General features: G+C 69.9%; 18 protein-coding genes. 8 read left to right on the forward strand and 10 right to left on the reverse strand.

The features are described 5' to 3' along the window. A partial coding sequence (locus tag ACWCSD_RS03680) for an ATP-binding protein (RefSeq protein ID WP_449912858.1) occupies positions 1–2,198 on the reverse strand: 2,198 nt, incomplete at its 3' end. An 875-nt stretch (positions 2,199–3,073) separates the two neighbouring features. On the opposite strand from ACWCSD_RS03680, the gene ACWCSD_RS03685 reads away from it, so the two are divergent. Further along, the gene (locus tag ACWCSD_RS03685; protein ID WP_449912860.1) at positions 3,074–4,009 is read left to right on the forward strand and encodes a helix-turn-helix domain-containing protein; all 936 of its coding nucleotides are present in this window, start codon (positions 3,074–3,076) and stop codon (positions 4,007–4,009) included. 101 nt (positions 4,010–4,110) lie between these two features. Here ACWCSD_RS03685 and ACWCSD_RS03690 read toward each other — a convergent pair whose 3' ends face one another. Then, positions 4,111–4,368 (reverse strand): DUF397 domain-containing protein, encoded by a 258-nt coding sequence (locus ACWCSD_RS03690; protein WP_449912862.1) that lies wholly within the window; start codon positions 4,366–4,368, stop codon positions 4,111–4,113. Positions 4,369–4,631: 263 nt separating this feature from the next. Here ACWCSD_RS03690 and ACWCSD_RS03695 point away from each other — a divergent pair, with 263 nt between their 5' ends. From ACWCSD_RS03695 to ACWCSD_RS03705, 3 genes are all read left to right on the forward strand, one after another. Beyond that, positions 4,632–5,726 (forward strand): AfsR/SARP family transcriptional regulator, encoded by a 1,095-nt coding sequence (locus ACWCSD_RS03695; protein ID WP_449912864.1) that lies wholly within the window; start codon positions 4,632–4,634, stop codon positions 5,724–5,726. A 297-nt stretch (positions 5,727–6,023) separates the two neighbouring features. Next, positions 6,024–6,455, forward strand: a complete 432-nt coding sequence (locus ACWCSD_RS03700; protein ID WP_449912866.1) for a DUF4240 domain-containing protein — start codon at positions 6,024–6,026, stop codon at positions 6,453–6,455. Next, the gene (locus tag ACWCSD_RS03705; RefSeq protein ID WP_449912901.1) at positions 6,337–6,855 is read left to right on the forward strand and encodes a hypothetical protein; all 519 of its coding nucleotides are present in this window, start codon (positions 6,337–6,339) and stop codon (positions 6,853–6,855) included. The genes ACWCSD_RS03700 and ACWCSD_RS03705 overlap by 119 nt, the downstream gene beginning before the upstream one ends. A gap of 308 nt (positions 6,856–7,163) precedes the next feature. Here the strand turns inward: ACWCSD_RS03705 and ACWCSD_RS03710 are convergent, their stop codons facing one another. The 5 genes from ACWCSD_RS03710 to ACWCSD_RS03730 form a co-directional block, all read right to left on the reverse strand. After that, the gene (locus ACWCSD_RS03710; RefSeq protein WP_449912869.1) at positions 7,164–7,811 is read right to left on the reverse strand and encodes a hypothetical protein; all 648 of its coding nucleotides are present in this window, start codon (positions 7,809–7,811) and stop codon (positions 7,164–7,166) included. A 654-nt stretch (positions 7,812–8,465) separates the two neighbouring features. After that, positions 8,466–8,903 (reverse strand): PPOX class F420-dependent oxidoreductase, encoded by a 438-nt coding sequence (locus tag ACWCSD_RS03715; RefSeq protein WP_449912872.1) that lies wholly within the window; start codon positions 8,901–8,903, stop codon positions 8,466–8,468. A gap of 646 nt (positions 8,904–9,549) precedes the next feature. After that, on the reverse strand, positions 9,550–11,706 hold the full coding sequence (locus ACWCSD_RS03720) for a hypothetical protein (RefSeq protein ID WP_449912874.1): 2,157 nt from the start codon (positions 11,704–11,706) through the stop codon (positions 9,550–9,552). 320 nt (positions 11,707–12,026) lie between these two features. After that, on the reverse strand, positions 12,027–12,758 hold the full coding sequence (locus ACWCSD_RS03725; protein ID WP_449912877.1) for a macro domain-containing protein: 732 nt from the start codon (positions 12,756–12,758) through the stop codon (positions 12,027–12,029). Positions 12,759–12,918: 160 nt separating this feature from the next. Next, positions 12,919–13,458 (reverse strand): sortase domain-containing protein, encoded by a 540-nt coding sequence (locus ACWCSD_RS03730; RefSeq protein ID WP_449912879.1) that lies wholly within the window; start codon positions 13,456–13,458, stop codon positions 12,919–12,921. Here ACWCSD_RS03730 and ACWCSD_RS03735 point away from each other — a divergent pair, their 5' ends adjacent. Beyond that, positions 13,459–14,001, forward strand: coding sequence for a sensor histidine kinase (locus ACWCSD_RS03735; RefSeq protein WP_449912881.1), 543 nt, complete (start codon positions 13,459–13,461; stop codon positions 13,999–14,001). It abuts the gene before it with no gap. 771 nt (positions 14,002–14,772) lie between these two features. Here ACWCSD_RS03735 and ACWCSD_RS03740 read toward each other — a convergent pair. Next, complete coding sequence (locus ACWCSD_RS03740) at positions 14,773–15,726, reverse strand: cyclase family protein (RefSeq protein ID WP_449912884.1); 954 nt, start codon at positions 15,724–15,726, stop codon at positions 14,773–14,775. A gap of 178 nt (positions 15,727–15,904) precedes the next feature. Here ACWCSD_RS03740 and ACWCSD_RS03745 point away from each other — a divergent pair, with 178 nt between their 5' ends. Beyond that, on the forward strand, positions 15,905–16,729 hold the full coding sequence (locus ACWCSD_RS03745) for a hypothetical protein (protein WP_449912886.1): 825 nt from the start codon (positions 15,905–15,907) through the stop codon (positions 16,727–16,729). A 73-nt stretch (positions 16,730–16,802) separates the two neighbouring features. Here ACWCSD_RS03745 and ACWCSD_RS03750 read toward each other — a convergent pair whose 3' ends face one another. Further along, positions 16,803–17,012, reverse strand: coding sequence for a hypothetical protein (locus ACWCSD_RS03750; RefSeq protein WP_449912889.1), 210 nt, complete (start codon positions 17,010–17,012; stop codon positions 16,803–16,805). Here ACWCSD_RS03750 and ACWCSD_RS03755 point away from each other — a divergent pair. Beyond that, on the forward strand, positions 16,977–17,423 hold the full coding sequence (locus tag ACWCSD_RS03755) for a Tn3 family transposase (protein ID WP_449912891.1): 447 nt from the start codon (positions 16,977–16,979) through the stop codon (positions 17,421–17,423). The genes ACWCSD_RS03750 and ACWCSD_RS03755 overlap by 36 nt on opposite strands. Before the next feature lie 21 nt (positions 17,424–17,444). On the opposite strand, the gene ACWCSD_RS03760 is transcribed toward ACWCSD_RS03755, so the two are convergent. Beyond that, positions 17,445–18,122, reverse strand: coding sequence for a DUF998 domain-containing protein (locus tag ACWCSD_RS03760; protein WP_449912893.1), 678 nt, complete (start codon positions 18,120–18,122; stop codon positions 17,445–17,447). A 225-nt stretch (positions 18,123–18,347) separates the two neighbouring features. Here ACWCSD_RS03760 and ACWCSD_RS03765 point away from each other — a divergent pair. Continuing rightward, a partial coding sequence (locus ACWCSD_RS03765) for a transposase (protein ID WP_449912895.1) occupies positions 18,348–18,566 on the forward strand: 219 nt, incomplete at its 3' end.

Genomic DNA, 18,566 nt, shown 5'->3' on the forward strand with positions numbered 1-18,566 from the left:
AGGAGCCGGACCCGCCCCAGCATCTGGAGGGCGTCGGCTTGCCCGTGCCGGTTGCCGAGCTGTTCGTACAGGGCCAGCGCCCGCTCGCTCAGGTTGGTTGCCTGCGCGTACTCCCCGGCCAGGCGCCGGACCTGCCCCAGGACCTGGAGGGCGTTGGCTTGCCCGAAGCGGTTGCCGAGCTGTTCGTACAGGGCCAGCGCCCGCTCGCTCAGGTCGGCCGCGTGCGCGTACTCCCCGGCCAGGAGCCGGACCCGCCCCAGGACCTGGAGGGCGTCGGCTTGCCCGTGCCGGTCGCCAAGCTGCTCGGACAGCGCCAGCGCCCGCTCGCTCAGATCGGCCGCCTGCGCGTACTCCCCGGCCAGGCGCCGGACCTGCCCCAGGACCTGGAGGGCGTTGGCTTGCCCGAGCCGATCACCGAGCTGCGCATACAGGGCCAGCGCCCGCTCGCTCAGATCGGCCGCCTGCGCGTACTCCCCGACCCGGAGCCGGACCTGCCCCAGGACCTGGAGGGCGTTGGCTTGCCCGTGCCGGTCGCCGAGTTGCTCGTACAGGGTCAGCGCTCGCTCGCCCAGGTCGGTGGCCTGCGCGTATTCCCCGGTCAGGCCCCGAATGTCGGCTAGATGGAGCAGGGCGTTGGCTTCGGCGGCAAGGTCATGCTGGTGGCGGGCAGCTGTGGCGGCGGCGTGGTGCAGGGCGGCGGCCTGCCGCCAAGGGCCTTCCTGGCGCAGGTAGCTGGCCAGGGCGGCGGTGAGGTCGATGAGGGGCCGGTGCTGACCGTGGGTGGTGGCGCCGTCCAGGCAGGCCAGCAGGTTGTGATGTTCGGTGCGCATCCATGCCAGCGCCGTGTCACGGTCGGCCACCTCCGGCCGCCCGCGGCCTGAGGCGGAGGTGGCTGGGGGCGAGGCGGGACGTGAGGTCCGGTTGAGGTGATGGTCGGCGGCTTGGGCGGTGCGGGTGTAGAAGGTGAGCAGCCGTTCGGTGGCCTGCTCTCGTTGCCCGGCCGTGTCGCACGAGGTGGCCAGGTCGTGGGTGTATGCGCGGAGCAGGTCGTGCAGCCGGTAGCGGCCGGGGGCGGTTTCGTCGAGGAGATGGTCGGCATACAGCGCCTCCAGCTCGCGGCGGGCCTGGGCCAGGGGGATGCCGGCCAGGGCGGCGGCCGCGTAGGCATCGATGTCGGGTCCGGGGTGCAGACCAAGGTGCCGGTACAGTCGCTGCCGGCTGGCCGGTAGGTGCTGGTAGGACATGTCGAACACGGTGCGCACCGCCCGGTCACCGGCCTCCAGCTCGCCCAGCCGGTCCTCGGCGGCGGCGAACTCGGCGGCGAGCAGGTGCAGAGGCCACGCACGCCGGTGCGCGATCCGGCCGGCCATGAGGGCGACCGCCAACGGCAGGTGTCCGCACAACTGCACGAGGTCGGTCACAGCTGCGGCATCCGTCCCGGACACCGAGCCGCGTCCTGCCAACCGGACGAACAACGCGGTCGCCTGCTCGGGAGGGAGAGGGGCCAAGGGAAGAACCTCGGCGCCGTCGAGGCCAATCATCCGAGAACGGCTGGTGATCAGTACCAGGGAGCCGGGCGTGCCAGGGAGCAGCGGGTCGACCTGGGAGGGCCCGGCGGCGTCGTCGAGGATGAGCAGCATCTTCTTGCCCGCCAGGCGGGAGCGCCAGCGGGCGGCCCGCTCGCCGAGGTCGTCGGGGATGTGGCGGGGGTCCATGCCGGTGCGGGCCAGCAGCCGGCCCAGGGTTTCCCGTGGGTCGGCGGCCGGGATGCCGGGGGTGTGGGTGTAGAGGTCGACGAACAGCTGTCCGTCGGGGTAGTCAGCGGCGAGCAGGTGCGCCACGTGCACCGCCAGCGCGGTCTTGCCCACGCCGGGCATGCCGTCGACGGCGTGGATGGCCACGATCCCGGTGCTCAGCGCGGCGGCGGTGAGGAGGTGGCGCAGTTCGGCGTCGCGGCCGGTGAAGGCGACCACATCGCGAGGCAGAGTACGCATCTCCGGCGGCGGCGGCGGCGGAGGCGGGGCGATGGTGATGTCGCGGGCGTTGTAGACGCGCATGCCCTCGCCGAGGTTGTACTGCAGGCCCACCAGGGGCGCGGCGGGGACATCGGCGGCCGGGCCAGGGACGGCCGGTGGCTGCGCGGGATCGCCGGGCGGAGGTTCGTCCGGTGCGGGGGTGGGAGCGCTGGGACCGTCCATGTGGGCCAGGCCTCCTCCAGGCACGGGGGGGTGCCGATGACGATACGTTCGCCGCGGGGCGGGGTCACCTGATCGGTCAGTTCCGCTATCGCCGCACGCACGCTGCGGCCGGCGGCACATGGGACCGGTGCTGCGGATCGGCCTGGCAGGGGTACGCGCCTGGCATGGCCTTGGCTGTGGCCGGTTCAGCGGTAGTGCCGGCAGCCAGGCGGCGGTGGCGGAAGCCGGCGACGAGAGTCGGCGAGACGGGCACGGCACCGTCGCTTGGCGCAACGTCGCCCCGTTGCCGGCCGGGGGCCCGCCTGCTGGCGGACCCGCGGACGGGCTCGGAGCCGGGTTCGGGGCTGCTCGTGGGGCTGCTGGCGGCGTAGGGCGAGCAGCAGGGACAGCGTGACCGAGGCGGTCACCAGCAGCGCGGCGGGCAGCAGTGGGTTGACCTGAGCCAGTGCGGTGAGCGCGAGTCCCCAGAGGGCCAGGGCGGGCCGGGAGGGTGTGGTCCGTACCCGCCGCGGGGCGCGCCTTGCCGAATCGGGTGGCTGGTGTGGCGGCGGCGGGTCGTGGCCGATCAGTGTCCAGGCCGATTGCTCGCAGGCCGCGCTGATCCATCGCGCCCAGCCCTGGTGAGCCTGGGGGAGGGCGGGCGACCATCCTGATGCGTGGGTGCCCGTGGTTCTTCCGGTCTGGCTCTGTGAATCATCATCGATGTGCATCATAATGAATCAAACATGATCGCTAGCGCGCGGGGCGTCAAGGGCACGATGCCGAATCAGCCTGTATCGCCAGGGACACAAGTCTGTGGAGCGGCTTTTAGAGCGGCCCGCCTGATCGTCATCATCGGGAGAGAGAATGGCATCATTTTGGATCATTGGGGGTGCGTGGTGGCGCCGCTGCCAGCCGCGGCTGCACAAGGAGAGGTCGGCGACGTGACGAACGAGGGCACCGCGCCGGACGCCGACCGTCCGCAGCCGCGCGGGAAACGCCAGCGGCTGGCGGCCGAGCTGCGGCGCCTGCGCGACCTGGCCGGGCTGTCCGGCCGTGAGCTGGCCGCCCGGCTGGGGGTGAGCCAGTCCAAGATCTCCCGGATCGAGTCCACCGCCCTGTTGCCGTCCTTGCCGGAGGTCGAGGCGTGGGCCGAGGCCGTGGGCGCGCCCCCCGAGGTGCGCGAGGCGCTGCGGGAGCTGACCAGCGAAGCGTTCATCGAAGTGCACACCTGGCGAACCCGTGCCCAGGCCCTCCCCGACGCCAATGAGGAGCTCCGCCGCCGCACTTTCGACGCTCAAACGCTGCTCAACTTGGAGCTCGCCGTGATCCCGGGGCTGCTGCAGACCGCTGCATACGCCCGCCAGATGTTCAGCACGTTCGTCATCTCCTACACCCCTGAGGAGGTGGCTTCCTGGATCGCCGCCCGCATCGATCGTCAAGTGATCCTCTACGGTGAGCAGCACCTGGAGTTCCTGATCGGGGAGGCAGCGCTACGCACTCGCTACGGCCCGGTGCGCGACCATCTGGCCCAGCTGGACCGGATCGCTTCCCTGACGACGCTGGCCAACGTTCGGATCGGCCTGATCCCGCACCGCCACCAGGCCCACACGCAAGCCCTGCACGGCTTCACCCTCTACCAGGGCGCCCAGCCGCAAGACACGCTGGTGGCCGTGGAGGCCCTGCACGGCCAGCTGTACGTCACCGATCCCGACAGCATCGACCTCTACCGCCGCCAATGGGACCTGCTGCGAGCCTCTGCGCTGTTCGATGCACAGGCCCGCGCGTTCCTGCAGCAGCTCATCGCCGAGATCGGCGAGCAGGAGCCATGACCATCATCGTCCGCGTTCCAGCCGGTCCACCCTGGCCAGCAGCTCACTTCAGGCAGGGCGGGGCGTCCCGGCGCGCGACCCGGGACGCCCCGCCTCGGCGGCTAAGCCACTTCGTCGTCGCCGGCCAGGCCGATCAGGTGGTCGAACTGCCCGTCCTTGACCCCGGCCAGGAACGCCACCCACTCACTGCGGCTGAACCACAGCACCTGCCCGTCGGGGACCTTGGAGTCACGGACCACGACCCCGCCGCCAGCCGGCTGCAACTGCACGCACTGGCCGCCGCCGCCACTGCTGTAGGCGCTCTTGACCCACGCGACCGTTCCCCGCGGCCCGGCCTGCTGCCCGTTGTCCATCGCCATCACCTGTGTCCTTCTCGCTCCGGCAGGTCCTTCCCGCTCGGCACTGCCCACGATGCGACACCGGCCTGGGCGACCGGCTTGCAGACGACCTGGGCGACAACCTGGCAGGACCTGGCAGGTCACCTGGCAGGTCACCTGGGAGGCCTGCGCACAGCCCTGCGGCAGGGGCCAACCCGCACGACGGATACCTGCCGCACTGTCGGTTCCCCTCGCTTCCGCGTCCGATCAGAGCCCCCGCTTCCCCTCGATATCACGGAGACGACATGGAGTTCCGGCTCCTGGGCCCGGTCCAGGCCATCACCGGCGACGGCCGCCAGACCGACCTCGGCCCGCCCATGCACCGCCTGCTGCTGGCCGTCCTGCTGGCCGCCGACGGCCGGCCGGTTCCCGCCGACACCCTCATCACCAGGCTGTGGGACCACCAACCTGCCACCGCCCGCGACCTGCTGCACGGCTACGCCAGCAAACTCCGCGCCCGCCTGACCACCCCCACCGGCGCCGTGGACGACACACCGGCGATGCCGCCCGCGCACGAACACGGCTACCGCCTGCCCGTCGCCCGCCACCAGGTCGACGCCCACCGCTTCCATGACGACCTGGCCGCAGCCCGCGCCCTGCCCCCCGGCGACCCGGCCACAACGGCGCGGCTGCTGCGCCAAGCCCTGGCCCACTGGCACCCCCACGGTGGTGCCGGCGACGACCTACGCCCGGCCGAACCACTGGCCGGCCTGGCAGGAACCTGGGCGGAGGACTACCGCGCCTGCCTGCTCGGCGAGCACCGCGCGGCCCTGCTCGAATGCCTGCGCGCCGAACTCACCCTGGACCGCCACGGCGCGATCATCCCTCAGCTGGAACACCTGGCCCGCGCCGACCCCACCGACGAGACCATCACCGCCCTCCTCCTGCACGCCTGCCATCAGGCCGGCCGACAGGCCCACGCCACCCGCGCCTATCGCGAGCACTACGACCACCTCCGGCAGGCATCCCTGGTCCCCAGCCCCGAGCTCAACCGGCTGTACACGCAGATCCTCAACAACGACCCCGCCCTCAGCAGGCCGCCGCACACCGACATCGCCCGCCTCACCCCACCCGCCCCCGACCGGCCGCACACCCCCGGCCCGCTGCCGACCCTGCCCACCACACCGCTTCCCGACCCCCACGACCACGACGACGCCGACGCCGACTCAGTAGATGACGAGCAGTCCCAACGCCCCGAGCCCACCACCGCTCCCGGCACCGCCGTGCCCCCCTCGCCCACACTGGGCTCGTTGATCGGCATTCAGGTCAACAGCGGCCCGGGCGCTCGGGTCTACAACGTCGGCGGCAGTATGACCGTCCACGAGGCCCCGCCGAGCTGATCACCACAGGGCGATGCGGCTGGGCCGGGCTGGGCGGTGTAGCAGCGGGGACAGACGACCACCGTGGCGCTGCCCGGGGACCTTCCAGCGATACCGGCACAGACGCGCGCGCCGGCAGCGGGTGAGCGTGCCGTTCGGCAGCACCTCGCCCACCGCGAGCGGGCCGACCACAGCAGGAACAGGTCCATTCCGGCCGCCTCTGGTCCCCGTCGACCACGCGCCCGTCGACGGTGGCGGACCGCACCCGGAATCGGGAGCCCTGGGCAGGGCTTGCGTCGGCTGCCATGATCAGGCCCCATGGACATTGACGGCTTCTGGGACCTGGTTGAACGCTCCGCTCAGGAGACCGCTACCAGGCAGGAGAGGGTGAGCTGGTTGGAGGAGCATCTGTCCCGCCTGTCGGCTGAGGAAATCGTGGACTATGAGGCATGGTTCACGCTCTGCGCCAACCGCGCCTGCACCTGGGACATGTACGCGGCCTGCTGGACCATCACCGGCTCTGGATCCTCCGACGGCTTCGAGTACTTCGTGGACTGGCTGATCAGCCTCGGCCGCGGCCCCTTCGGAAAAGGTCACCGAGTGTCCCGACCGTCTTGTCGAACTTCCCAAGGTGCAGAGGCTCTTCGACCTGTCGCGGAACTGCTCCCACCAGCGGACCTCGGCGTCCAAGGACGGCGCCGTCCAGCTCGTACGGCTGACACGGGTCCGGCGTCAGCGCTGGCCGGATGAGGATTGGCCAGAGTTCGAGTCGTTCGCCTACGCGGCCTGCCACGCGTATGAGCGGGTCATCGGGCAGGACACGGCCCACCCGGCGGAAGCCGTTCAGGCGCGCGGAATCATCAGCGCCTTTCCCTTCCTGAGCTTCCTCGCGGAGCCGGAGGACGAGGCATGGGACTTCAGCGACAGGGCCGAGTACACGCGCCGGCTTCCCGGACTGGCCCGCCACTACGGGATCACCGACGAGCCCCGGGAACACGACGAGCCGAGCCCTGCCCGCACGCGTTACACCCCTTGGCCCTACGGTCCGGCATGGGGAGAGGAACGGACTCGCGCCTGGTCCTTCCACCGCAACGGTGAAGGAGGACGCCGCACTCGAGAGCGACGCCATCGCTCCTACGGGCCGGTTTAGCCGGTCAGGTGGGTCCACGCCTCCGTGGAGCATGTTCATGCGCATCGTCGAGGCCAGCCCGCGGGTCAGGGGGTCCGAGCGGGTGCAAGGACCGGTGTTTGCGGCGCCGAGCCCCCATTGGGATACCTCAGCGGGGCGGGTGTGAGCGACTTCCCGCCGACCGCGAGCGGGAAGTGACCGCGTACATGTGGTTGCGGCTGAGCGACGCGGAGGCTGCCTGTGATGACCCGAGGCTCCGTCTCGGCCCTCTCCGGGCCCGGGCATGCCTCCGGTGAATGATTCTGATTCCATCAAAGGAAAGGCCCTGCTCATAGCAGGGGTGGACGACGTGCCAGCACGGCCGGAACGGGGCTGTACCGGGCCACAAGATCGGCCAGCGGCGCATCGATGAAGCCGAGCATCGCCATGATCGCTTCGTGATCGGCGTGCAGATGCCGGTGGTAGATGGGAGCGTGATGGGCGATCTTGTTGCGCAGCACGCGCAGGAAGTCCAGCTTGCGGTGCAGCGCGTGGCGGCCACCCCGATATCCGGGAAATGCCTGGTAGAGCGTTGTGCGCCACAGGCGCTGGTCGTAGTTGTTGCCGCGCCCAATCAAGCTCACCCAGAACCCGAACGGCAACTCGGCGACCACTTCCGACGGGGTGGGCGTCAAGCCTTGCCGGCCCAGTTGGTGGATCGCTTCGCGGATCTTGGCCACCGCGCCGTAGTGCAGATCCGCTTGAGGATGATTCCACCAGTCGTCTCGTCCGAACAGGTGGAACATGCGCTGGTCGAGAACGCTGCGCAAGGCGAGCTCCAGGTGCTGCAGTGGCCCGTAGAACGCGGCGGCCACCTCGGTGTTCCAGCAGAACAGCCTCAGCGCGGCCACCCGGTCGCCGCCGCAGAACGCCTCGTATTCGGGCAGCCGGGCCTGCGACAGCAGCCGATGCAGACGCTGGGCCTCGGGCTGATCCACGATCTCGCCTCTTCTCGCCGGACCCGGCGTGCTACCGTAGGTGACATAAGCCCCGGGATTGCCTCTGCTCGCAAGCAGCCCGGGGCACAGCTGTCTCTGCGGTCATCTCGCGCCCGGCTTCCAGGCGCGAGAACGCGGCAAGACTAGCATGATCATCTTTTGGTTGCCGGACTTTCGCCGGACGCGTCACGAGCTTCCCGCCGTGCTGACGAACCAGGCCACGCCGTGGAAGGTAGTCCCGCCGAAAGTACCGGTGCCGTAGAAGGTCACTCAGCACCTCACAATTTCGACCCGCTGGGCGGCGTGTGGACGGACAGGCGTTTCTCCTGTTGGGCGGTCACCGCGATCCTGGTAACACGGCCACGAGTTCTCCCGGTGGGCGGTCATGAGGAAGGCGGGCTGGTGGCCAGTACGGAGTTGCTGCCTCTGTCGGGCCGGAGTCGAGCGGTATCGGCAGTGGGTGGCCAGCGCCGGGGGCGGCTGGGGCGGTCGGAGCCGTGGGACCTCGTTCGCAGCCCGGAACGCCTATGGCTGCGGGAGGCAGTAGCGGTGAGCTCGTCGGTTAGCCGATGATCGTCGGTCTCGGAGGGGTTCGTCAGCGCGCGCATAGCCGGTTCGGGGAAGAGGTGAAACCTACTCCGATGCAGTACGCGGTCAGACGTCGCGGGAGTTGTAGCCCTGCAGGTGCGAGCCGCCTCCGAGGGACGGATTGCTGATTGGCTCGAGGTTCCAGGCGATGACGCGGTGCGGCCGGATGCACAGGGTCTCGTGGTCGAAGGCCGGGTGGAGCGGCGGGGTCAGGAAGATGATCTCGGCGTGGCCGCGCAGTTCGATGCCGCGGCCGGTCTGCCCGAGGGCGTTGGGCGTCGGTGACTGGTCGTCGATGACGAGGGACACCCGGGGGTCGGCCAGGACATTCTTGTACTTGCGGCTCTTGGTGAGCTCCGGGCCGCCGATCCGGACGGCCTCGGTCTCGGGGTCGAACCAGATCGCGACCGGCTGGGTGTGGGGAGCCCCATCGGGGCCGAGAGTCGCCAGGCGGCCCAGTCCCTGGTTCGACAAGTACGCGCGCTCTCCGTCAGTGAAGATCATGGCATCAGTCTGCAACCTCGACCAAACCTGAGGTCAAGCGCTCCGATGGAGCACGGAGCCACTGAACGGTCGGCCCCACGGCATCGGAACGCGCGTGGTGCTCTCCGTGACGGACGATGATCAGGCCCACCTCACGCCATCGGCACCTTTTCGGCAGGAGTCCGTCCGCCAGGATTCGTGATGGCCGCCTACCGGGAGTGATGTGGCCGTCCATCAGGCACGATGTGTCCGCCGAGCGGGATTTTCCGATGTCCGCATACAGCGGCGCCTGCTCGGGCGTGGAAACGGCATCAGCGCGGCCCATCCTCAAGGTCATGGCCGACCAGTGACCGACAGCTCTTTGTTGCCGCGCGTCCCAGCCATGGGGCCATAGGCGCGGTAACAGCTCGTGGTCAATACAGCTAGCCCGACGTTCGGCCCAGCCGCCCAGGCGGAGGCGTTGGCACCGGCGACGCCGAAGGCGTCAGGACGCGAGGAAGGCCCGAAGGCTAGATCAGCCAGCTGGCCCCTGCGGGCCCACACTGGTCCCAGCGAGAAGGAAGCCCTCGGATGGCCTCACGCCTTGTGTGGCGAGGAAAGCGGAAAGGCTAGAGAACTTTTCGAAGTGAGAAGGAAGCCCTTCCATAGCCTCGCGATCATCACCCTATCAGCCGGGGATCAGCTCGTGCAGAGTCGCCGGTGTGTACACCCGGGCACCGGGCGGCAGATCGGCCGGTGTTTGCAGTCCGATGTAGGTGATGTGGTCCCCCGTCTGGGGCTTGGCCCGCAGCAGGTCGACCAGGTGGCGTACGCGCAGGTGGTCGCGTTCCACGATGGAGCGCACCAGCAGAGCGGTGGTCACCCGGTTGCCCTCCACCCGGTTGAACCCCGGGTGGCCCTTGAGGTAGAGATGCAGCCACTTCACCCGCCAGCCGCCGTCGTCACCACGCAGGAAGGCCAGCGGGAGCGCGACGCGGCCCGCGCCGCGCAGGTCGGATTTCATCCGTACCGTGCGCGGCTCGAACGGCAGCCCCTGCTGGTCGGCGTCCCTGGTCATGTAGCCGAAGAACGCCTCCGCGGCCTCGTCGAAGGCCTCGCCGGCGAAGATGTTGACCTGCGGAATGATGATCGGCTTGGTCGCCCAGGTGAGACGGATGTTGATGAACTCGCTCGCCCCGTCGGGAGCCTGGGTGAGGTCTCCGGAGTATTCGGCGAAGTCGTTGCCGTAGTTCGTCCACGAGATGTGCTCGGGCGCGCCGTAGGAGCCGTCCAGCATCAACGCGGACAGGTCGTAGTCGGTACGCCGCTCGGCCTGCCGCCAGTGGACGAAAAAGCGCAGCAGTTCGCCGTCCACGCGCGTGAGCGAGCCGCGCGGCAGCATGCCGAGCCCAGGAGTGACGGCCTTGGCGGACAACGGCAGGGCGACGTCGAGCATCTCGGGGTCGACGATCAGCCGACCAGGGGCCGGAAGCCGGCGAGTGATCTCCGCGTCCAGGATGGCCGCGACCCGCGTCACGACGTCGCCTGCCAGCGGTGGCCGCTGGTCGTCGGTCGCCCAGGCCCGGCCGTTCCGGTTGACGAACACGCGACCGGGCGCGGGGATGAGCCGGTTGGTCAAGTGCTCGCGCAGCGACAGCAGGACTCGCCCCGACGCGCTCGCCGCGGCCTTCTCGGCAGCTTCCAGCACGGGCTCCAGCACGGATGCCGGTGCGGTCGCCGCGGTGCCGGTGCGCAGCAAGTGGTCCAGGCGGCGCAGCAGCGCGCCCGGCGCGTTGCGCAGCAGGTCGATGGCTTCGCCGGTACGTCCCTGCGCCAGGGCCGCCTCCACCCGGCTGTCGAGACTGCTCACGCGGCGTGCGCCTCGCGCGGCTTCGAAGACGTGCGCGGCGTGCGGGAGCTGCGGGTATTCGTGGGGGTGCAGCCGTTCGCCGAGCCGCTTCCACTGCTCCCGGCGGGAAGGCACGTCGCCGAGCTTGGCGGGGGAGGCGACCGCGTCCAGGGCCTGCAGCAGGGCGCGGCGCTCGGCGCGGCGGAAGGAGCGGAACCTGGTCGGGGCGGCCAGCGTGACGTCGCCGCCGGAGGCGGCGCAGGCGAGTCGGAGCACGTCGGTGACCGTGTCGACGAGCAACGGACGGCCGTCTGCCAGGCGGGCCTCGTTGATGACGGCACGGTTCTCGCGTACCGGGATGGTGTCAGGTTCGGCGGCGCAGGAGGCGGCCAGCATGCGCAGCGCGGCCAGGTCCTCGGCCGGCAGCGGCACCGTCGAGCCCGCCAGCGACAGGTAGAGCTCGCGCGTCTCCGACTCCAGGCTGCCGCCGAGGTCCAGGACGGTCACCCGGTCGCCGGCCAGCGGGATCAGCTCGGCGTGTGCGGCCAGCAGGTCGGCGTAGGTGTGCTGGTAGCGGCCATAGCCGGGCAGCGCCAGCAGGTTCAGTGCGGACGGTCTCGACGAGCGCCGGAGCCGTTCCACGGCGGCGGGGTCGAGCATGGCCTCGCGCAGCAGAGCGGCCCAGAACTCCAGCGTGTCCGGCACGTTCTTGGGAAAGTCGAGGAAGTAGGCGTTGTGCTCGACATGGTCGCCGACCAGCGTGCGCACGGCAGCCAGGATCCGGACGCCGAGATCGATGACGGTTTCACCGCGCAGCTCTGACAGGCGTTCCAGCAACGGCGCCGAGCAGGTGAAGCCGACACTCAGCAGCGCGACGTCGAGCTGACGCGCGGCGACCTGTCCCCGCTGCTGCGGGGCCTGCCCGGAGCCGGCGGGCACGCTGCCGATGGGAACTCGCAGACGGCGGGAAATGACGAGCTTTTCCAGATCCTCCACATCGGCACCATAGTGGTGATGCGTGCCGGTCCACCGCTGCTTTTCTCCCACGGCGATCATGCGTGAACCCTGCCGGGACAGGACGGCGGCCTGAACAGGGGGGTGAGACGACGACCAAGGACGCCTCCACGCACAGGCGTCAGCGGCGGGCGTCAAAGCCACACGCCCGGTCACCCAACGCTGCCCCAGGTCCGACAGGCGCCGGCGTGCGTCCCGAGGGGAGTTGGCGGTGAGCGCGGCGCTGAAGCCTGCGCCTGCCGGCTGTTGATCGGACTATCGCACTGCGCCGAGTGGGTGAACGTCACATGGGGTGAACGTTGTCAGGCGTCGACGAGCTCCGCGTGCCGGAGCCGGGTGAGGGCGACGCTGACGTCGGCCTGCCGGAACAGGCGGCGTTTGCGCTCGTTCCAGTCGGCAATCCGGCTGGTCATGGCCGGGACGTCGGTGGTGCCCCCGGGGCGGGTGGCCAGGTAGTGGACGGTCGCCAGGAGCTCCATGCCTTCGGGGTACTCGAATCCGACGATGGCGCGCTGAACGGTGTCCCATGCCTGGTTGAACGCAACGTCGTCGGCGGTGGATCGGGTGACCTTCTGCATGGTGTCGGCCGAGAACGGACCGTACAGGTGCGGGTCGAAGCGCAGGTTCAGGTCGAGGCCACTGCTTCGCAGCAGGTAGCTGACCTTGTGCGCTTCCAGGAGCGACAGCCGTGGCGTGTGGGTGACACCGGCGTCGAAGGCCGCGGTGACATAGCGGGCAAGACCGGCGATCAGGTGCAACAGCGGCGTGGTCAGAGCGGGCGGCACCGTCCGGGTGATCATGTCATGGGCGGCGGGCGTGCCGGGATGGTACAGCCGGATGTCGATGTCCAGGGGAGCGAGTTTCTCGATGATGAGGGGCCGGACGACCGACCATTGCAGTCCGCCGTTGCCGCAGCCCAGCGGAGGCGCCGCGACGCTGGTGATGTTCAGCTCCACCAGGAGGCGCGCCAGGTCGTCGAGGCCGTCGCGGATGTCGTCCAGGCGGGAGGACTGGCGCCAGTGCTCACGCGGCACGCCGTCGCGGGCCGCCCATCGTGACGGCCGACCCGGCCCCGCTGCGGGCATTGCGGCCCGAAGCGGAGATCGATCAGATTCCCTAGCCCCTTAAGGACTGGGTCGCCGAGCGCGCTCACTGTGACGACTGGCGGCGGCCCCCCGTGGCTCCTTGTGGCACTCAAGTGCTGGTCTGCTGGAGACTCGCGTACACGATCACATTGTCGGCGTAGCTGCGGGCCTGGTGGTCGAAGGCCCCGCCGCAGGTGATGTTGCGCAACTCCGCATTCCGGGTCGCGCCGTAGACCTTGGCGGTCGGGAACGAGGTCTTGGCGACCTTCTCGACTCGCTCGACGAGGAACCTCTCGCTGGTGCCGTCCGAATGCGTGATGGTGATCAGGGTCTGCGGTCGGAGCTCTCGCAGGCGGGCGAAACAGCCGGTCCGGTACGCGTGTCCACGTGTCCGAGCAGGACGGCCGGGCCGACCTGGCCCGGGGCGGGGCCCAAGCCGTACCAGCCGACCAGGTTCGTCTCCTCCAACGGAGGCGGCTCGATCACTCCGGCGGTGTCCAGGCCGACCTGGGTGATCGGTGCGGACACGCCGATCGCCTCGATGTCCAGGTGTGTGGGCGGCGCGACGGCCTCGGCCGTGGCGGCTGGAGCAGGCCGCCCGACAGGCGGTGCGGGGATGGAGACGTACAGCGGCATCGGTGGCACGCACATGCAGCGCGTCCTGGATGGGCTGCTGCTGCTGGCGCGCAGCCAGGCCGGGCCCGGAGCGCGCCAACGGGTCGACCTGGCAGCTATCACGGCTGCCACCCTCGACGCCGCCGCAGCGCGGGCAGCAGCCGCCGACCTCGCCGTACAACCCCGGCTCCGGCCGGCACCGGTCAGCGGCGAACCGGTCCTGCTGGAACGGATGATCGGCAACCTGGTCGACAACGCCATCCGCTACAACCGGGCCGGCGGGCACCTGGCCATCGATACCAGTACGGCGGGTGGGCGCGCCGTCCTGCGCATCTCCAACACCGGACGGCACATCCCGCCCGACGAGACGCAGACACTGCTGGAACCGTTCGTGCACGGGCAGGGAACCCGCGTCCGTACCGACGGCCCGGGGCTAGGGCTGGGACTGTCGATCGTGCGCGCGGTCACACTCGCCCACCGGGGACGGATCGCGGTCACCGCCCGGACCAGCGGCGGCCTCGACGTCACCGTCGACCTCCCACAGAGCCCGGTGGCGCCGGCAGATCGGCGGACATGATGACGCGATGTGGTCGCCGCCCGTATCCAGGAGTCCACCATGCGCGCAGCAAACCCAGGGACGCCTTCTAAACTCGTCCATGCAGTTCGGCATGGTGATCGATGGTCATGGGCAAGTCCCTGGGATCCGAGCTGCCGAAATCATCGCGTCAGTGAGGGACGGCGATCCGAAGGTGACGCGGACACGATCGGCGAGAGCAAGGACGGAGCCGAGAAGCTCGGCCTCATCTACAGGAACTGAGCCGCTGGTAGAACCCGCGCTCCCGGCACTGGCACCCGACGGTTGTGCAGAGGACTGTGCAGATCCGTGCCTACGACTTCGGAAATCGACAATGCCATAATTGATCTTGTCCGTTGCTGAGGACTTCCGGACACGAAGATCACCATCACCCGGCGTCACCCACCAGGTGATCCACCTCCGAAACAGCGATCAGAGGCGAGCTGCGGCCGAACGGGAACGCACGCTAACGACCTCACACGGGTCCCCTCCGGCACCCATCCCGACCTGCGGGAAGCCGCTTACCGTACGAAACGGTTCCGTTGCAGGTCCACCCCCGAGCTCAGGAAGCCGGCCACGCCGATCCCGACGACGGCGGTCAGGCCGCCCGCTCCGACGGCGACCCCGCCTCCCGAGCGCGCCCAGTAAGCCGGCGGCCTGGCCGCTCTGCCCGTGCAGGGCGTCGGCCCTGACGCGGCCGGCACCTCAAGCGGGGCTCGCCGTTCCCGCTCGGGGCCGTTCGCCACGTGACGTGCTTCGCCTCGTGAACGTCGGTCAGAACGTGGCGATCGGGTTGACCGGGCTGCCGGACGTGCCGGCGAAGCGGGCCGGCGCGACCGCGAGGTGGAAGTCCCACTGGCCGAGCTCGGCGGCCGTCGCCCAGCACGCCTCCAGGTCGCAGTTGTCGACCAGCCACAACCCCATGGCCACGAGGCCGACGGCGTGCACCGGCATCAGCACGTCCTCGTACCCCGACGGCTGAACGTCCTGGGGGGTGTCGGCGGCGATCAACGCGACCTGCCGTTCGTGCAGCCACGGCAGGCAGGACGCGTGCCAGCCGGCCTGCCGGAAACCGCCCGGCTCACCGGCCTCGCGGCGGGCGCGGCCGTAACCGGTGCGCAGCAGCACGGCGTCACCGGGCCGCACCCGCACGCCCTGGCGCCGCTCGGCCTCCTCCAGGTCGCCGGGGACGACGCCCTCCCCCGGCTCCAGCCACGGCACGCCGCGCGCGCCGGCGACGTCGAGCAGCACACCACGCGTGACGATCCCGTTCGCCGCCGCCGTGACGGCCGCCCACGACGAGCCCGTCTCGGCGTCGACCAGCGAGTGGGGCCGCCCGTTGTACATGGTGCCGTCCCAGAAGATGTGGCACGGCGAGTCGAGGTGGGTGAGGCTGTTGCCGTGGAAGGTGAGGCCGAGCCGCTCGGAGGAGAACCCCCAGCGCCGGTCCTTGTGGAAGGCGGCCGGCATGTTCTCGGCGCCCGGCATGTCGGCGCTGCGCGGGCAGGCCGTCGTCGACCGCTCCATGTCCTTGGGGACGGCGACCTCCCACGCGCACGACACGCTTCTGCCGTGGCGCACCGCCCGCGCCGCGGCCAGCCGGACGTCGTCGGTGATGTGGTTGAGGGTGCCGAGCTCGTCGTCGTCGCCCCAGCGGCCCCAGTTCGACAGCGTGTCGAAGTATCCGAGCACGTCGTCCTGCGTGGGCATCGGTCGGCCTGCCGTCATCGCGCCATCGGCTCCTCGGGTCCACGCGGCCCGAGGCGCCGGAGGCGGGGTGTCCCGCCTTCTCCTTCGGCCTGCCAAAGGCCCGCTGACCCGGGATGCTACTGGATCATCCACGGACGCGCCGCCCCCGCCGGATCCGTGTTCTCGCCGTGATCCACGACCGGAATGATCTCCCGGCATGAAGAAGTACGTGATCTCCGGCGTGGTCGCCGGATTCGTCCTGGTGCCGTCCGTGCCGGCGCTGGCCGCGCCCAACGATCCGCTGGCCGCGCTGCGCGCGCAGCTGCGCGAGGGCAGGGGCGTGACCGTCCAGCAGCGGACGCCGGGCAGGGACACAACCTCGCTCACCCGCGGCGGACGGCTGCAGTTCGACAAGCACGGCATCGCCGCCTCCGACCTGACCGCCAAGCTGAGCTTCCCCGGCAAGGACGAGACGGCCGACGAGTTCGATCCCCCCAAAGAGGAAAACCAGGCCACCTCGCTCGACAAGCCGGAGCGGACCGTCCGCATCGGCCGTACGTCCTACGTCAAGGGCGGGCCGATCGGCGCCGCGCTGCCCGCCGGCAAGTCCTGGTACAAGCAGTCGCCGGGCTGGACGAGCGGGATGACCGCCAGGTGGGGCGACTTCATCAACCCGGCCGAGCCGAGCACGCTCAAGGCCATGCTGAGCCATTCCAAGCGCAGCGGCAGCACGTACAAGGGGAGCATGACCGTCAAGGAGCTGCTGCGGGTCTCGGCCTGGACGCGCGCCACCCTGTGGTGGAAGCTCGCCTCCGGCGTCAAGGTCAACTGGACGCTCACCGTGACCCCCGCCGGGCTGCCGCGCACGATGAGCACCCGGCTCTCCAGTCCCAAGGTGGGTCTGGGCCCGGTCACCATGGAGACCACCTACTCCGGCTGGGGCGCCAAGGTCTCGATCAAGGCGCCGCCCGCGTCGGAGACGACCACCGAGCTCGACTCCGACAAGGCCCTCCTCCGGCTGCCCCCGGCCCCCAAGCGCTGATCCCGCCGGATCGGACGTGCCCCGCCCCCGCCAGGCCCTGGCGGGAGTGCGGTGATGGCGCCGGTACGGGAGGTCAGGCGCAGAAGGCGGTCCAGGCGGCGCGGCTCGCCGGGTCGCGCAGGCGGTAGTCGCCGGTTGACCAGTCGAGGTCGAAGTAGAGCGCCCACAGGGCGCCGTGCCCGTTGAGGTAGGCGGTCATCTGGTCGAGCCAGGCGCCGCGGCGGGTGCCGTCGTCGCCGGCGGCGATGTGGCTGCCGAGCTCACCCGCGGCGGCCCCAAGCACCCCACCTACAAGGCCATCGAGGAACTCGGCAAGGCGGTCAAGAGCATCTTCGTCGCCGAGTACGTCGCCGCCCCAGAGCTGCGCCGGGAGATCCACGAGGGGCTGCAGATCGTGGAGAACTGGAACTCGGCAAACACCGACCTGCTTCTACGGCAGCGCCGGCACCCTGCCCGGCAGCGACAAGGAGCACCAGGAAGTCTCCATGCTCAGCCTGCACCTGCATCGACAGACGCGGCCTTTCGCCCCTGTTCTGGTCCAACGCCAACCTCTACGGCCGAATCGACATCGACATGGACCGCCGCCTCGACCTCGGCTTGGCCGCCTGAGATCCGCCTATGGCCCCTGCACATGAGTGCCCGTCTTTGGTGGGTGCTCGAAGAGTTCGGCGTCAGGCTGCCATTTCCGTGGTGACGGAGGATGCAAGGGGTTCGTTCACGTCTTCCGCTTCCAGATCGACGCTCCAGCGCAGGTGAGGCCGATCAGGAACGGGTGAACGGCGCCGCGTTCGATGAGGCCGATGATGCCGATGGGGGTGTCGCCCGCGGTAAAGATCATCGCAAGATAGAGCACCATCGAAAGCAGACCGATCACGCCGACCGTGATCAGTGCTCGCCCCATTCGCGGAGAGATGCCGATGGGCCGCCACCTGCTTCCGAGCACGATGGCCAGCGCGTTCCCACCGACGAAGCCGGCGAAGGCTCCCATGCTGTGGTACTCGCCGGTGCCGTTGTTGAGTGCCTCGCCAGATCCGGGAAACAGCGCGAGCAGGACGCCGCCGACGGCCAGCAGCGTCGCGGGGGCGAGCATGGCCCAACGGCGGCCGTCCGACAGATCGCGCAGCGTGGCCACTCCGGCCAGGATCGTGATCCCGAAGAGGAGGAATCCGGCGTTCATTACCCAGGCCAGGGGCGAGTACATGTACTGCCCGAACAGAGTCGAGGGCCCGTGGACTCCGAGGTTGCTGATGAAATGGTGCGTGTAGCTGTAGGCGGGGTCGGTCCACGCTGCGGCGGCGACGAACTCCCCGACCAGGAAGATCGCCGGCCCGGCGATGAGCAACGCTCCCGCCACTCGGCGCTGCGCAGGCAAGCGCACGTGGGAGGCAGGCATCTCGCGACTTTTAGACCGTGAGTCAAGTGCTTCGGACATGGTCGGGTCCCTTTCTGGTAGCCGGGGTTGGCGGGAGGGCCCGCCGGAGATTGACGCGGCTCGCTTGTGCCTGCAACTCCTGATCGGCGGCGGCCGGGGAGGCCGAGCGGCTGGGCTAAGAGCACCTAACAGAATGATCTCTGTTGTGCTTTGATCTCTCGCTGTAGCCGAGTGAGAGGGGCGCAGGTGGCCAAGCCGAAGCCATGGGAGGTCAGCGATGATCTCTGGGCTGTGATCGAGCCGCTGTTACCACAGCGTCAGCGGCGGTTCCGGCATCCAGGGCGTAAGCGACTGGATGACCGGCTGGCCTTGCAGGGCATCTTGTTCGTGCTGCACACCGGGATCGCCTGGGAGCACCTGCCACAGGAGCTCGGCTACGGCTCGGGCATGACGTGCTGGCGACGC

The sequence above is a fragment of the Nonomuraea sp. NPDC001684 genome (assembly GCF_053596515.1).